The 15,618-nt window shown below is 66.3% G+C and carries 9 protein-coding genes; 4 read left to right on the forward strand and 5 right to left on the reverse strand.

What is annotated here, in order from left to right:
• Positions 1-120: 120 nt before the first annotated feature.
• Positions 121-765, forward strand: a complete 645-nt coding sequence (locus KF838_14360) for a hypothetical protein (GenBank protein QYK47960.1) — start codon at positions 121-123, stop codon at positions 763-765.
• Entirely contained in the window at positions 762-2,675 is a 1,914-nt protein-coding gene (locus KF838_14365; protein ID QYK47961.1) for a response regulator, read from the forward strand. The genes KF838_14360 and KF838_14365 overlap by 4 nt, the downstream gene beginning before the upstream one ends.
• 15 nt (positions 2,676-2,690) lie before the next feature.
• On the opposite strand, the gene KF838_14370 is transcribed toward KF838_14365, so the two are convergent.
• Positions 2,691-6,638, reverse strand: coding sequence for an LEPR-XLL domain-containing protein (locus KF838_14370; GenBank protein QYK47962.1), 3,948 nt, complete (start codon positions 6,636-6,638; stop codon positions 2,691-2,693).
• 313 nt (positions 6,639-6,951) lie between these two features.
• Positions 6,952-8,235: a UvrB/UvrC motif-containing protein gene (locus KF838_14375; protein QYK49843.1), complete on the reverse strand. Its 1,284-nt coding sequence runs from the start codon at positions 8,233-8,235 to the stop codon at positions 6,952-6,954.
• 470 nt (positions 8,236-8,705) lie between these two features.
• Between KF838_14375 and KF838_14380 the strand changes: the two genes are divergently transcribed.
• The gene (locus KF838_14380; GenBank protein ID QYK47963.1) at positions 8,706-10,472 is read left to right on the forward strand and encodes a DUF885 family protein; all 1,767 of its coding nucleotides are present in this window, start codon (positions 8,706-8,708) and stop codon (positions 10,470-10,472) included.
• 30 nt (positions 10,473-10,502) lie between these two features.
• On the opposite strand, the gene dtd is transcribed toward KF838_14380, so the two are convergent.
• The 3 genes from dtd to KF838_14395 are packed head-to-tail and all read right to left on the reverse strand — an operon-like array spanning position 10,503 to position 13,549.
• Positions 10,503-10,940, reverse strand: coding sequence for a D-tyrosyl-tRNA(Tyr) deacylase (gene dtd / locus KF838_14385; GenBank protein ID QYK47964.1), 438 nt, complete (start codon positions 10,938-10,940; stop codon positions 10,503-10,505).
• The gene (locus KF838_14390) at positions 10,937-12,655 is read right to left on the reverse strand and encodes a hypothetical protein (GenBank protein QYK47965.1); all 1,719 of its coding nucleotides are present in this window, start codon (positions 12,653-12,655) and stop codon (positions 10,937-10,939) included. Before KF838_14390 ends, dtd begins: the two co-directional genes overlap by 4 nt.
• Positions 12,656-12,658: 3 nt before the next feature.
• Positions 12,659-13,549, reverse strand: a complete 891-nt coding sequence (locus KF838_14395) for a menaquinone biosynthesis protein (GenBank protein ID QYK47966.1) — start codon at positions 13,547-13,549, stop codon at positions 12,659-12,661.
• Between the two features lie 215 nt (positions 13,550-13,764).
• Here KF838_14395 and KF838_14400 point away from each other — a divergent pair, with 215 nt between their 5' ends.
• Complete coding sequence (locus tag KF838_14400) at positions 13,765-15,618, forward strand: hypothetical protein (GenBank protein ID QYK47967.1); 1,854 nt, start codon at positions 13,765-13,767, stop codon at positions 15,616-15,618.

Genomic DNA, 15,618 nt, shown 5'->3' on the forward strand with positions numbered 1-15,618 from the left:
CAGGGTCGCTTTGCGCGTCGATCCGGTGCCCATCGCTGAACGCCCGCTCAGGCGTTGTCGATGCATTGACGGCGAATCGCTCATCTCTCCCTCTCGGTGTCTCCCAGCTCTGAGTCCTCCATGAAGGCCTTCCTCGCAACCCGCTCTCTCGCAGCGATCGTGTGCCTCTGGCTCGGCACGCTCGGCATCGGCATCGGCTTCATCGAGCACTACGCGAATCGGCCCGGCCCGATCGGTCCTGAGCCCGCTGGCCATGAGTCTGCTGCCCGAGAACAAGCCCCCCGCCCCCTCGCCCGCATGTACGTCCACCCCCGATGCCCATGCTCTCGGGCCTCGTTGCTCGAACTCGCCGCTCTCATGTCCTCACCCGGTGTCGAAGCCGACGTCGAGATCCATGTCTACCGCCCCGCCGATGCCCCCGACGACTGGGCGAAGGGCCGCGCCTGGCGTATCGCAGAACAGATCCCGCGCGCCCGCGTTCTCATCGATCCCGAAGCAGCCCGCGCCCACGCCGATGGAGCCCTGACATCAGGCCACCTCGTGGTCCGGACAGCCGCCGGCTCGGTCGCCTTCTCGGGCGGCATCACACGCTCCCGGGGCCAGCAAGGACACAGCCCCGCGCACGAACGCGTGCTTCCCCTTCTCCGTGCCCAACGCGATTCCGACGACACGCTCACCCTCGCACGCGTCACACCAGAGGCAAGCCCCGTCTTCGGCTGCCAGATCACGCATGAGCGAGACTGCGCCCCGGGGGCGAAGCGATGAACGCGTCGCAGGCGGACACCGCTCTCCACGCCAGGGCCGATCAGATCTATCGCGACGGGCTGCAACGCAGCCGCGCCTCTACCGACCGCATGTTCGCGGGTCTCATGCTCCTGCAGTGGATCGGGGCCGTCCTCGCCTCGCTGCTCATCTCACCCAGAACATGGATCGGAGAGACCAGCACACTTCACATCCACGTCTGGGTCGCGGCCATTCTGGGCGGCGTCATCGCGTCCCTCCCCATCGCGCTCGCCATACTCCTCCCCGGACGCGCAGTCACACGCTACTGCGTCGCCACGGCGCAGATGGCCTTCTCCATGCTCCTCATCCACCTCAGCGGCGGCAGAATCGAGACGCACTTCCATATCTTCGGCTCGCTCGCCTTCCTCGCCGTCTATCGCGACTGGAAGGTGCTCGTGACCGCCACCGTCATCGTCGCCGCCGATCACTGGGCCAGGGGTCTCTGGTGGCCGATGTCCGTCTTCGGCACCACCGCAAGCTCGGGTTGGCGGTGGATCGAGCACGCGGCATGGGTGCTCTTCGAGGTTTCGGTTCTCCTCCTCGCGATCTCCCGCGGCCTGCGCGATGCGCGGGGCGTCGCGCTCGGCCGCGCCGAGGCGGAGCAGCGCGCCGAGATTGTCGGCGCGCTCGTCGAGGCACGAACCCTGCAGCTCGAAGACGCAAAGGCAGAAGCGGAGGCCGCCAGCCGCGCCAAGAGCACCTTCCTCGCGAACATGAGCCACGAGATCCGAACCCCGATGACGGCCGTCCTCGGCTTCGCGGACCTCATCCAGGATCCCTCGCTCTCGCCCGAGCAGCGCAACGCCCACATCCTGACCATCCGGCGCAACGGCGAGCACCTGCTCGGGATCATCAACGACGTCCTCGATCTCTCGAAGATCGAGGCAAGGCGCATGGACCTCTCGCCCGAACGCTGCTGCGTCCGAACCATCGTCACCGAGATCGAATCGCTGATGCGCATCCGCGCCGCCGAGAAGGGCGTCACGCTCGAATCAAGATTCGAGTATCCCCAGCCCGTTTCCATCACCACAGACCCGCTCCGTCTCCGCCAGATCCTCATGAACCTCGTTGGAAACGCCGTGAAGTTCACCGAGTCCGGCTCCATCACCGTCGTGGTGCACGCCGTGCGCGGCTCCGACGCCGAGCCGATGCTCCGCGTCGATGTCACCGACACCGGCATCGGCATGTCAAAGGAGGCGGTCGCGCGTCTCTTCACGCCATTCACACAGGTCGACACCTCACCAACCCGCCGGTTCGGCGGAAGCGGACTCGGCCTCGCGATATCAAGACGCATCGCCGAGCTCATGGGCGGCTCTCTCTCCGTCCGCAGCAGCCCCGGCGCGGGCAGCACCTTCACCCTCGCCATCCCCACCGGAGACCTCTCGGGCGTCGCGATCCACCACGAGCCCGTCGCGCACATCGCCGCGCCCGACGCCGCACGGATCGCCAACCGGCCCGCGCGCATCGAGGGCCGCATCCTGCTCGCCGAGGACGGACCCGACAATCAACGCCTCATCGCATTCCACCTTCGCAAAGCCGGAGCGGACATCGAGATCGTGCCCAACGGCGAGGAAGCGATCAGGGCCGTCGAGCGAGCAGAACAAGACGGAAAGCCGTTCAGCGCGATCCTCATGGACATGCAGATGCCGAAGTTGGACGGGTACGACGCCACCCGCGCGCTGCGAGCGAGCGGCCGCACGCTCCCCATCATCGCGCTGACCGCACACGCCATGCAGGGCGATCGCGAACGCTGCCTCGATGCCGGGTGTACCGACTACCAGACCAAGCCCATCAACGCTCCCGCGCTGCTCGCATGCATCGCCCGGCACATCGAGCGCGATCAGTCGCCGACGACCGAACGCCGGGGCTCCCCCGAAGCCAACGCCGCGTGACCCCGCCGACCGCCCTCACACCGCGATCACACGCCCCGTGTCCAACGCCGTCCACACGCTCCCCGTCGGATCGAACCGGAACAGGATCAGCGTCGGATCATCGGATCTCGCCCTCGCGCCCACGCGCAGAATCGAGCCCCAGATCGAGCCGCCGATCGGGAATCCCACATCGCTCGAAGCGGTCGTCTGCGTCACGTTGGTCGAGAGCCACGAGTTGCTCGAGGGGCGATACCGCGTCGAGATCAGCTCATCATCCACCGTCGTCGCGAACACGTAGATGTTCCCGTCCGCCGAAACAAACCCCTGCGCCCCCGGCCTGAGCGTCGGACCAGAGGACTCGGCCGTCAGATCGCGCACGCGCCAGCGGTTCGGCTCGGGCGAGAGCCCCGGCTTCCACCAGTACTGCTGAAGGTGACCGCTCGGATCGACGCCGACGATGTTCAGCCCGCCTCCCGCCGAAACGAACGCATCGATCTGTCCGACCAGCGCGGGCAGGTCGAACCGCCGCGTCATGTTCAGGAACGTCCAGTTCCCGTCCCCGAGCGCGGGGGACCACCAGTACACGATCACGTCCCCGTTGCTGTTCACGCCCGCGAGGTTGAGCCCGTTCCAGCTCGTCACATACGAGGTCAGACCCCCGACAAGCACCGGGCCGTTGATCCGGCGCGTCAGGTTCGCGAACTGCCAATCGGGAAGCCCACCCGTGAACCAGTAGTTCACGGCGTTCCCCTTCGCGTCAACCCCGCCGATGTGGATCGAGCCCCACTTCGGCTGGTACGTCGTCAGATCCCCCGTCACGCCGGGGAAGTTCCGCTCAACCGTCAGGTTCCGCGCGGTCCAGACGCCGTTCAGCAGGTTGCCCGTGAAGAGCCACAGGTTCCGGTTCTCATCCGTCGCCGCGAGATACGCCACGTTCGTGTTCGTGCCCCGCACATACGCCGTCATGTCCGTGATCCGCCCCACGAACCGCGTCAGACGCGCGATCGGAATCTCCGTCGTCACGCCCGTCGTGTTGTGGACCTGCGTCGCAAACGGACGACCCGCAGCGTCCAGCGCGAACGTCAACTGCCGGGGCCCCGCGCGCAAGCCCACCACGACCTGCGGCTGCTCCGGCGACTTCGCACGCGCCCTGAACTTCAGCACCACGTCATCCGTGAACGTCGGAAGCGTGACCGACAGATTCCCGATCCCCACATACGCCGCCTCGACCGTCGCGATCGGCCCCAACTGGTCAGGGCCCGGCGACCAGATCTCAACATCCACCACCATGTCGCGCCCGAGCCCCGAGACGACCAGCGTTCCGTCCGACACGGAACCCGAAGAGACGTTGCGATCGTGCATCACATACACGATGCCCTGCGACCCGTCGGAGATCCCCCACGCGTGCAGCCCCTTCCCCGACGCGCTCGAAGCCGACAAACGCCCGGCGAGCGTCCCGAAGTTGAAGCGGCTCCAGTCGATCCAGACGCCGCTCGCGCCCCCCGTGTACGACGGATCGACAAAGGCCCTGACCGTCGTCTGCACCCCGCGCATCACGTCCGACAGCAGGAAGCCGTTGCCCGCGAGCGTCGCCGACGGCATCCGCAGGCCCGTGCCGATCTGTCCCGACGCAAGCCCCGACCACATCATCACGCGGAAGACACCGTTGTCGTCATCCGCCGTGAAACCCGGCGAGTATGTCGGCACGCCCCCCGGCCACACCTCGCGCGTCGGGCCCCACTCGCCGTTGACCATCGGACGCTTCAAGTGGTCGCTCGACATCCAGTACGCAGACAGATTCGCGTTGTCGAACGCCGGCTTCACCAGGATGTCCGTGTGCGGGTTGTTCACGCCCTCCTCGTTCCCCATGGTGTAGAGGTGGGGCGTGGCGAGATCGAACGCCCGGTGCGTGAACGCCAGACGCGCCACCGGCCCGCGCGGATCGGGCGCGATCGTCGACTGGATCACCAGACGCAGCGGATCACGCTCGCGGATGTGCGTCGCCAGCTCCCCGATCCACACCGCCCGACGCTGCATCTCGGGGTCCCGCGACGGCACCGAGTCGCCCTCGGTGTTCTTCGTCCACATCGCGTCCCACTCGCTCATCACCTCCCAACCGATCGCACGGTGCGCGTGCGGGCTCGACTTCAGCCAGTCGATCACCGTGTTCATCCGCGTCTTGGCCATCGCCAGCGTCTGAGGCGTCTGATAGAAGTTGTTCAGGTCCGTCAGCGGCCCGCCCGCGCTCGTGTGCCACGGCGTCATCGTCTCGAACACGCCCGGCCAGAAGTACGAGCCGAACGGCGACAGAATGATCTGCATGTCATACTGCTCGGCCTTCTGCAGCGCGAGCAGCATGTGGTCACGCATATCCGGGTTGAACACCCCGCGCGGATACTCCAGCCAGTACCACCCGTTCGGGCCGTCCGGGTTGTTCTCGTTATGGATGTCCGACACAAAGTCCAGGTACAGACGCAAGGTGTTGACCCCCTTGTCCTTCAATTCCTGGAAGTAAGCGTCCGCCGTCCCCTCCACCGGTGTGTTCTCGTAGAAGTTCTGGAAAATCAGATTCGTCCGGTCCCACACATCCCCGGGGAACAACGACCGCCAGTACTTCCACGACGAACCCAAGTGGTCGCCGACCATCACGAACGGCGTGCCGTTCTCGTGCACCAGCGTCGGACCGGTCGGCGAGGGAACGATCCGGTTCCCGCCGCTCGGGTCCTGCACCACGCTCCGCGTCGTGAACGCGACGCTCGGCGTGAGCGGCCCGGGATTCCCCATCGCGTCCACACCCCGAACCGCCACGTGATACCCCGTGCTCGGCGAGAGACCGATGAGGCGAAGATCCTCCGCCCCTCCCGCAAGCCGCGGCACATACACGTTCTCAAACACCGTCGCCCGGTCCCACGCCGCCTCGCTCGTGATCGGCGTCGTGGCGTACCGAATCTGATAGCCCACCACATGCCCCGCGCCACCCGACGTTCCGGTCGGCGCGGTGAAAGACAGGTTCGCGCCATATCCCGTCGTCAGCGCGACAGCGAGATCCGACACCCCCCGCGGCCTCGTATCAACCGCCGGATCAACGATCATCACCTCCGCGTAGTTGATCGGGCCGCGCAGCCCCGCCAGCGTCGATGACGACGACGAGTGAACCCCCTGCAGATGGTCGTCGATGATCCCCGGCAACGTCCACTTGTTCACGCCCCGCCGATTCACGTTCAGGTCGCGCAGCCCGCCATCATTGTCGAAGATCACATCAAAGTTCATCCCGAACGTGAAGCCGTGCGTCGGCGCGCTCGTCCGGCCCAGCGACGACCACGGCACAAAGATCTCCGTCGACCACCCCTTGTCCTTGTCCGCGTTGTTGTTCGGCGTGCCGACATACGCCGACGCGTACACGATGCCGTCATCCAGCAACGCGCCGAAGTTCACGCCCACGCCCGAGCCGAGCCCGTCTCCCTTGATCCACTTGTACCTCGTGACGATCGACCCGTTCTCAGGGCCCCCCTGCGGGCCGAGCCCCACGCCGATCATCCGGTCGCTCTCCATGAAGAACGGATCGCGCGAGTTGTTCATGTCGAAATAGAACGACACCGAATCGTCCTGCTCGATCTCCCAGTAACGCCCCTCGCCCGAGCCCCGTCCGTCGATCCAGATCCACTCGTCCGCGACCTCGGCCGAGAGATACACCCCCGCGCTGTCGTACAGCATCCGGATCGTCGCGCTGCTGTTCTCCCGATACGCCTGTGCACGCGTGATCGGCACCGCGTTCTGCCACGCCGGGTCGTTCAGGTTCCCATCCACGACGATCGCGCCCGATGCACGCTGCATCACCCACAGCGGATGGTCGGTCGTGATCGGGTCCGCCGCCAGCAGCACCCGCGGCTCAAGCGTGTCAATCACCGCGCCCGCCCCGCCGGACCAACCCGCCGCACCATTCAGATCGCCGCCCTCGGCGCCTCTCGCAGTACGTCCTCGCATCGTCGGCTCCCCTCGGGGTCTGGCCCCGATCTCCAACGTCGGCGCGATCCGCAAGGCGGGCCGGCCGAAAATCTGATCGCGATGTGCGTTTGCACCGCCGCACGCCGCAGAAACCACCCACGTCTATCGATCGAAGCACCGTCTCAACCCGAGAACGCAGCACTCGCCCGCGTCCCTCGTAAGGAGAACGGACTTTACCGGATCGGCGCGCCAAAATGGACCGGACAACGCCCGAATAACCGCTAAATAGAGTGCACTCCGGTTCTCGGGCCACGATCCGGATGCAAGAACATCCTGCGCCCGGCTCTGCCCCTCACTCCTCGTCCAGCGTCTTCTTCCGCCTCAGCACGTGGTGATAGTGCTGCGCAAACCGATGCGCCTCGTCACGCACCTGCTGGCACAACCGAAGCCCGAGGTTCTCCCGACCCAGGCGCACCGGCTCCGAACGCGCCTGGATATAGATCAACTCCTCCTTCTTCGCCAGCGAGATCACCATCGGCGGCTTCACATCCAGCTGCTCGAACGCGCCCATCGCCGCGTGCAACTGCCCCAATCCCCCGTCGATCAGGATCACCTCCGGATACAACTCCTGCCCCGCCCCCGCCTCCCGATACCGGCGGCTCACCACCTCGCGGATCGACGCATAGTCATCGTTCGTCACCGACTTGATCCGGAACCTCCGGTACTGGCTCTTCAACGGCCGCCCGTCCACGAAGCACACCTTCGAGCCGACAGTCTCCCCGCCCTGAAGGTGCGCGATGTCGATCCCCTCGACACACCGGATCGGCTCTTCCATCCCCAGCGTCCGCTGCAGCGACGCCAGCGCCTTCTTCGGGTCCAGCCGCTCCAACTCCGCCTCCGGCTGCCACCCCTCCGAGCGATCCGCACGCTCATCCAGTTTCTCGATCGCCCGCACCTGGTCCCGCAGCACCGCCGCTCGCTCAAAGTTCAACCCCGCCGCCTCCCGCTCCATCTCCTGACGCATCTCCCGCAGCATCACGCTCCGCTTCGACCCCAGAAACCGCACGAAGTGCTCCACGTCGATGCGATACAGCTCCCTCCCGATCTTCGCGGCACACGGCGCAGTACACTGGTTGATCGCGTACAGAAGACACGGCCTGAAATACCTGTTCTTCTCGTCTCCATCAACGATGTCCAGCTTGCACGTCCTGAACTTGAAGACCCGCTGCAGGATCTGCACCGCCTCACGCAGCGCCCCCACATTCGTGAACGGCCCATAGATCCTCGCGCCCTTCATCTCCGGCGCGACCGACCCGTCCTCCTCGATCCCTCCCGGATTCCGCGTCACGAACACCCGCGGAAAGTCCTCCCGCTGCGTCACCACCAGGTACGGAAACGTCTTGTCGTCCGTCAGCCGCTCGTTGAACCGGGGCTGGATGTCCTTGATCAGCCGGTTCTCCGCCAGCAACGCCTCCCACTCCCCCTCGCACGGCAGGACCTCAAAGTCGTGTACCAGGTCGAGCATCGGGTGCTTCTTGAACCCCAGGTCCGCCGACGGCACGAAGTACGACGACACCCGGTCCGGCAGCCGCGACGCCTTCCCCACATACAGAACCACACCCGCGTGGTCCTTCATCAGATACACGCCCGGAACCTCCGGCAACGCCCGCGCCTTCTTCAACAAGCGCGACAGCCGATCCTCACGCGTCTCGCTCCCCCACGGGGGCGGCGTATCCGACGGGAGGAAGCCGTCGGCATCGGTTGGGGCTGGGATGGGATCGTCGGGCACACCCCATTGTTCGCGTGAAACCCGCCCGGCGCGACGACGCCCCCTCGCCGCAACGCGGGCGAACACAATCTTCCAGGCCGAAGGCCTGAGAGTGGACAGCCGTGGGTCAGGTCGCCGAAGGCGGCCGCAACCCACGGAAAGCGCACCACGAGGCGATCGCACCCCGCAGGGGTGCAGGTCACACGCACGCCCCTCGCCATCGTCTCCCGCTCCCGCGAAGTGAGCGAGCAACTGCAACCAGCAGCTCCGCGACGCCCGGCACCACTCGCCGGTATCTTGTGCGTGGCAAGTCCAGCCGAGCACCCAGGAGTCGATCGATGCCCCGCCGGTTACACACCCTCGCCCCTCTCGCCGCACTCTTCCTCTCTGCGCTTCCCGCCCTCGCCGCACCCCCTGTCTTCGACGACACCGACTCCCTCCACACCCTCATCGAGCAGTACAACGCCGACGAACGCTCCATCGCCATCTTCTACGACGCCGCGTGGTCCGAAGCCGCCCTCGCCCGGCGCGAGGCCCTCATCGCCGACGGACTCAAACGCCTGAAGGCCGTCAACCACTGCGAGCTCGGACGCAGCGCCCGCGTCGACTACCTCCTCATGCGCACGAAACTCGAAGCCGACCACAACGAGATCCAGCAGAAACGCCGCCAGTGGGAGGAGATGCGCCAGATCCTCCCCTTCAAGGACGACATCGTCGCCCTCGAAGAGCAACGCTCCCGGCTCGAAGGCGTCAACGCCGAACAGGCCGCCGCCACCCTCGCCACCTTCAAGCAGCGCATCAAGGCCGCCCGGCAGCGCATCGAAGAGGGCAAGAAACCCGCCGACCAGCGCAACGCCACCCACGCCGAGGGTCAGGCCCCCCTCGAAGTCTCCCCCGTCGTCGCCCGCCGCGCCGCCCGCGCCATCGACGAGCTCCGCTGGACCCTCCGCCAGTGGAACGACTACTTCGCCCAGTACACACCCGAGTTCGACTGGTGGGTCAGCGCGCCGTACAACGAGGCCCAGCGCGAGCTCGACCAATACGCCAGGTTCCTCCGCGAGAACATCGCCGGCATCAAGGGCGAGCCCGACGACCCCCTCGTCGGCGACCCCATCGGCCGCGAGAAACTCGTCCAGGATCTCGCCACCGAGTGGATCGACTACACGCCCGAAGAGATCCTCGCGATCGGCGAGCGCGAGTTCGCCTGGTGCGAGCAGGAGATGAAAAAGGCCGCCACCCAGCTCGGCTTCGAGAACTGGCGCGATGGACTCGAGCACGTCAAGAAGCAGCACGTCGGACCCGGCGAGCAGGCCGCCCTCACCACCGAACTCACCCGCGAGGCCATCGACTTCGTCACCTCCCGCGACATGCTCACCGTCCCCGAACTCGCCAACGAGATCTGGCGCCAGACCATGCTCTCCGCCGAGGGACAGCGCACCCTCCCCTTCGCCGCCTACGGACCCCAGGCATTCCTCATCGCATACCCCACAAGCGCCATGGCCCACGACGACAAACTGATGTCGATGCGCGGCAACAACCGCTACTTCATGCGCATCGTCGCTCCCCACGAGCTCATCCCCGGCCACCACCTCCAGGCCTTCTTCGCCCAGCGCGAACGCCCCTACCGCCGCGCCTTCTCAACCCCCTTCCTCGTCGAGGGCTGGGCCCTCTACTGGGAGATGCTCCTCTGGGATGTCGGCTACGGCTCAACCCCCGAGCAGCGCATCGGCATGCTCTTCTGGCGCATGCACCGCGCCGCCCGCATCATCGTCTCCATGAAGTTTCAGCTCGGACAGATGCAGCCCCCCGAGATGATCGACTTCCTCGTCGATCGCGTCGGACACGAACGCCTCACCGCAACCAGCGAGGTCCGACGCTTCATCGCCGGCGACTACGGCCCCCTCTACCAGATCGCCTACATGATCGGCGGCCTCCAGTTCCGCACCCTCCGAAAGGAATGCGTCGATTCCGGGCTCATGACCGAGAAAGAGTTCCACGACGCGATCCTGAAGTGCGGCGCGATCCCCGTTGAACTCATCCGCATGGAACTCCTCAACCACAAGGTCGGGCCCGAGGCCCGCCCCGGTTGGAAGTGGGACAGGTAGTCCCTCGCTCGCCGGCTCCCCCGCCCACGATCAGCGCGAGTCCAGCACGATCGTGATCGGCCCGTCGTTCCGGATCTCGACCATCATCTCCCCCCCGAAAAAGCCACGCTCGACATCCACACCCCGCGCGCGCACATCCTCGCACAGCCGCTCGAACTCCGGCCCCGCCCGCTCCGGCCTCATCGCCGCATCGAACGACGGCCGCCTCCCCTTCCTCGCATCACCCGCAATCGTGAAGTTCGGCACAAGCAGCACCGCGCCGCCCACATCAATCGTCGAGAGGTTCATCTTCCCGGCACCGTCCTCGAAGATCCGAAGGTTCACCACCTTCTCCGCCATCCACGCCCGATCATGCTCCGTATCGCTCTCATAGATCCCGACAAGCACGACAAGCCCGCGTCCGATCGATCGGGTCTCCCCGTTGCACGAGACAGACGCGCCGGCCACACGTTGCACCACCGACCTCATCGCTCCTGCCCTCCCTCGTGACCGCCCAGCGCGGCTCGTAGTGACAGCCGCTCGAGCCGCGCACACTTCGTCGCCGACACGCCGAGCCGCGCCCCGACCTCTGCGCACGTCGAAGGGCGGCACGCCCCAAGCCCCGCACGCTCGCACCACTCCCTCCACCCGTGACGCATCCCCATCACCGCGCACGCCAAGGGATGCACGCCCGAAACCGCATCGATCGAGCCCCGCACCCGCGCGTCCGGCTCCAGCCACGCCTGCCATGATGCAACGCGACGCGTCCAGTCCGGAATCACAACCCCCGCCGACAGCCGAGGGCTCGCCCGCCCCGCCGGCTCCTGCATCGCCGCCGATTCACCCCGCATCCATCGCGCCGTCGCACGTGTCACCATCATCGTGATCGGTGCCGCAAGCCGACCCCCCTTCGATGGATCGAACGATTCCATCGCGCTCCCCGCGGCTTCCATCGCAATCTCCACCAGCTCCCGCGCCCGCCCCGCGCGCTGCTCCTCAAGACGCAGCCCCGCACGCGCCTCGATCGTCTCGATGACCAGCGCGAGATTCGCGCGCAGCAACTCGCTCCTCAATCGCGCCGCCCATCGCAGCGCGGTCTCCGTCCGATCCAGAACCACCGGCGACGGCCACAACGGATCGATCGCGCGCGACCACGCCGCCGCCCGCACCACGAGCTCCCTCGCCGCCGCGGCCTGCGCACGCTCGAGCGCGCCGATCGGCACGCGCCGCTCCCGCGCTCCCCGCACGAACCCCAAGAGATCCGTCTCCCCCGGCAACCCGATCCCCTCGGCCACACCCGGCGCATCCAGCGCACCACCCGACAACGTCTCCGGCGCGGGCTCGCCCCGCGCACTCCGCTCCAGAACCCCCTCAAACTCCGCCCGCAGTCGCTCCGCCCGCAGCACATTCACCGCGCGCCTCACCGCCGCAGGCGAACGCCCCGCCTCCCGAGCAATCGCCCGCGGCTCACGCCCACGCGAAACCTCCTCAAGCGCCCGCCTCGACCTCGAACTCCGCACCGGCGCACGCCACCCGAACAACGGCGCACGCCCCGACGCCTCGCACATCTCGTCGTGCCTGATCAGTTGCTTCCGGATCGCCTCCTTGCTCCGGTTGTACCGAAGCGCGATCCGCCCCGCCGCCTGGTTCAGCGTCAATCCCGCCTCTCGATACAGCCCCGCGCAGCGGATCACACGCTGCCGGATCCGATCGTCCGTTCTCGAATATCCCGCCGCACGCTCGACGATCCCGCGATTCAACTCGAAGAACCGCTCCGTCGGCTCGCGCGAGAACGACAGCCGCGAACGCCCCGTCGCGCCCATCACGCGCCGCGCGATCAGCCCGCGCCGCCGCAGCCGCTCGATCGTCTTCGTGCTCACGCCCCATCTCGACGCCAGCTCATCCAGCGTGTACGCACCCTCAGACGCCCGAAGCCCGCCGACCGCGCTCAGCCGCTCCGCCAGCGCAGACAGATCCCTCAGCAGCTCCGATCCGGTCACCATCAGCGAGTCCTCGCCCCCGCTCCGAAAGCCCGTCACGCGGAACACCACCCACTCCGCCGGATACCGGGCCTCCGGGTCGATCTCGTGCGCCAGCCGCTCGATCCGCTCCACATCGCGCTCCAGCGCATCACGCGGCGCGAACCGCAACTCCTCCGCCAGCCGCGCGAGTGCCCCGACCGAAATGCGTGGAAGTGGGGGCATCGCTCACACACACGCCGAAGGTGCGCCCGCCCCATCGAACCACCTCAACGTTCCCTGGTCAACGATCCCCAACCCGTGCGCACGCTTCGCGAACTCTGATGCCCCACGACGCTCACGCTCACCGATCCCGAACCGCAGCAGAGACCCCAGATACATCCGCGCCAGATCGAGCGGCCAGCGATGCTCACCCGCTCGCCGCGTGATGATCCAGTCGATCCGCGTCATGTTGTGACGAAGCGTCCGATCCAGAATCTCGCACCCGCGACGCACACCCTCGCTCCCCTCCTCACCCGTGCGGCACGCCCACACCGCGTACACAAACGGAAGACCCGTCAGCCCATGCCACGCCTCGCCCAGATCCACCTGATACGGATACCGCACCGCCGGCGGCGAATCCGTCACAACCTTGTCCCCGATCAGCAGCATCGCCTCCGGCCACGCACCCTCCTCCGAACCCCCGCTCAGCCACACCGGCATGTGCTCACGCGCATCAAACGGCTTCACACCCACCATCCGCCCGTGCCGCGCATGCAACACCACCTGCGCCAACGCCACCGACGTGTGGCTGTCCGTGTCCGCGTGGATCTCCGTGATCTCATCCAGCGGCACACGCGAAAAGACCCGCACCGTCAGCGTCGGTCCATCACACCCGATCATCCCCACAGGCAAAAGCGTCAAACCGGACGAATCCGATCCGCCCTCGCCCCCGCCCCCCCCGCCCCGCAGCGCATCCGCGAGCGAGACAAGTCCGATATCCGCCTCGCCCCCCAGCACCATCTCCGCAATCCGCGAAGGAACCGTCGGGATCAACCGCACCTCGTCCAGCGCAGAAAGCCCCTCGACAAGCACCGAAGTATTCAGATACCGAACGCAGGCAATGCGAATGGGCAACATGGTCCATTGTTCGCGACTCCACGCCCGCCCGCCGAGGGTTTCCCAGCTTCGCGCCGAGTTCGGAAAAGTTACGTTTCCCACGCGCCAGAGAACGCCGGTATCTGCTACCTTGAAAGCAGTTCCGTCTCGGGCGGCCTCGTTGTACATTCAGCGCCGAGACCAAGAGCCCGGCTGTTCGAGAGAGAGTCCTGTCCACAACCATGGAGATACCCACGATGCCCCGTCGCCTGCTCGCCGCGATCGTTGTCGTTGCCGGTCTGGCCGTTGCCCCTGCCGCGCCCGCGGCGCCCGTCACCTCGGCATTCACCTACCAGGGCGAGATCCAGAAGTCCGGCTCGCCCGTCACCGGGAACGCAGACCTCCGTTTCACCCTCTGGGACGCCGTCTCGGGCGGCAACCAGATCGGCTCTCAGATCAACCGCAACAACGTCGCCGTTTCCGGGGGCGTCTTCACCGTCTCCCTCGACTTCGGCATCGACGCCCTCAAGACCGGCCAGGAACGCTATCTCCAGATAGAGCTCCGCAGCCCCGCAGGCAGCGGCGCTTTCGTCACCCTCCCAGCACGCCAGCCCCTCTCCGCAACGCCGTTCGCCACCACCGCACTCGGCGGCGCATCCCCCTTCGTCGTCCATTCATCCACGAACGATGCGAAGATCCGGTTCTATCCAGAGAGTTTCTACCAGATCGAACTCTCGTCCGCCGCCGGCAACCCGACCGGCGGTGTCTTCAACAACTCCAACGGATCGGTCTTCTTCGCCAACAACGCCACCGGCGTCCCGGTGATGTACGCCGGACACTCAACTGACACCTCCGGCTTCATCGAACTCCGTGCAAGCAGCGGACACCTGAACGTTCTCATCGAATCCGAATCATTCGATTTCGCCCAGTCCGGACTCATCAGACTCTCCAGCTCCTCGCCGGGAAACCAGGGAGGCATCTACCAGTCCACAAACAACACTGGCCGTCTGACCTACCAACTGCGCGGCGGTGTCAACGATGCGGGCGCCGACCTCCGACTCTTCGACTCCGGCACCGGTGCAACGTCGATCCAGATACTCGGCGAAAACGAACTTAATGTCGATGGCGGTGCTATACGATCCCTGAACCAGTCAGGGCATGCTCATATCTCCCTGGAGCCGGACTTTTCCGCCGGTGGTGGCGGCTACTTCAGTCTTGTCAACCCGACCTTCAATTCGTACATCATCATGGAAAGCAACGACGGGGCACAGAACTCCGCGCAGTTGCTGATGGCGGGAGCAAGCTCAGCGATGGCCCTCACGACCGGAAACACCGGCGATGACAGCGTCGCACTCCCCGTCAACGCCATCAACTCCACCGAGATCCTCAACGAACCCGGACTCGCCCACAACCAGGCCGGAAACATCACGATCACCACGACGAGAACCTCCGTCATCTCGCGGTCCATCACCGTTCCAGCCCCAGGATACGTCCTCGTCCTCGTCAACGGCGACTTAGCGATCAATCACGTGACAGGCAGCTTGTCATATGTCGAGTGGAACATCGACGACACAGCGGGCGGGCTCGGATCTGCTTTCGATGACATGCTCTTCCAGATCCCCTCAGGCGCCCCCTCCGGCACCTATGACTCGGGCGCAGGAGCGCACGCCGTCTACTCCGTTCCGTCTGCTGGAACGTACACCTACCACCTCAACATGGTTCGCTTCGGAGGCACCGCCACCCTCTTCGACGTCCAGTTCACCGTCATCTACTTCCCCACCGCCTACGGCACCGTCAACCCCTCCATCACCGGCGACGACTTCCGCGGCTCGCCCTTCCTCGGCAACAACGGCCCCACCCGCATGCCCCAGACCGCCGCTGAGATCGCCGCCGAACGCAACCAGTCCCGTGCCGACGACCTCGCCCGTGTCCAGGGCGAACTCGCCCAGATGCGCCGCGAAATGGCCGAGCTCCGGGCCATGATGCTCCAGAACCCGAACGTCAAGGCCAAGAAGCAGGACGCCGTCAAGGCGCCAGCGATCATCAACACTCCAAACATCACCCCCGTCGCGCAAGCCCCCGCACAGGAAGCCGCGAACGAACAACGCTGA

The sequence above is a fragment of the Phycisphaeraceae bacterium genome, from assembly GCA_019454185.1.
In the GTDB taxonomy this organism is placed as follows: Bacteria; Planctomycetota; Phycisphaerae; order Phycisphaerales; family UBA1924; genus JAHBWV01.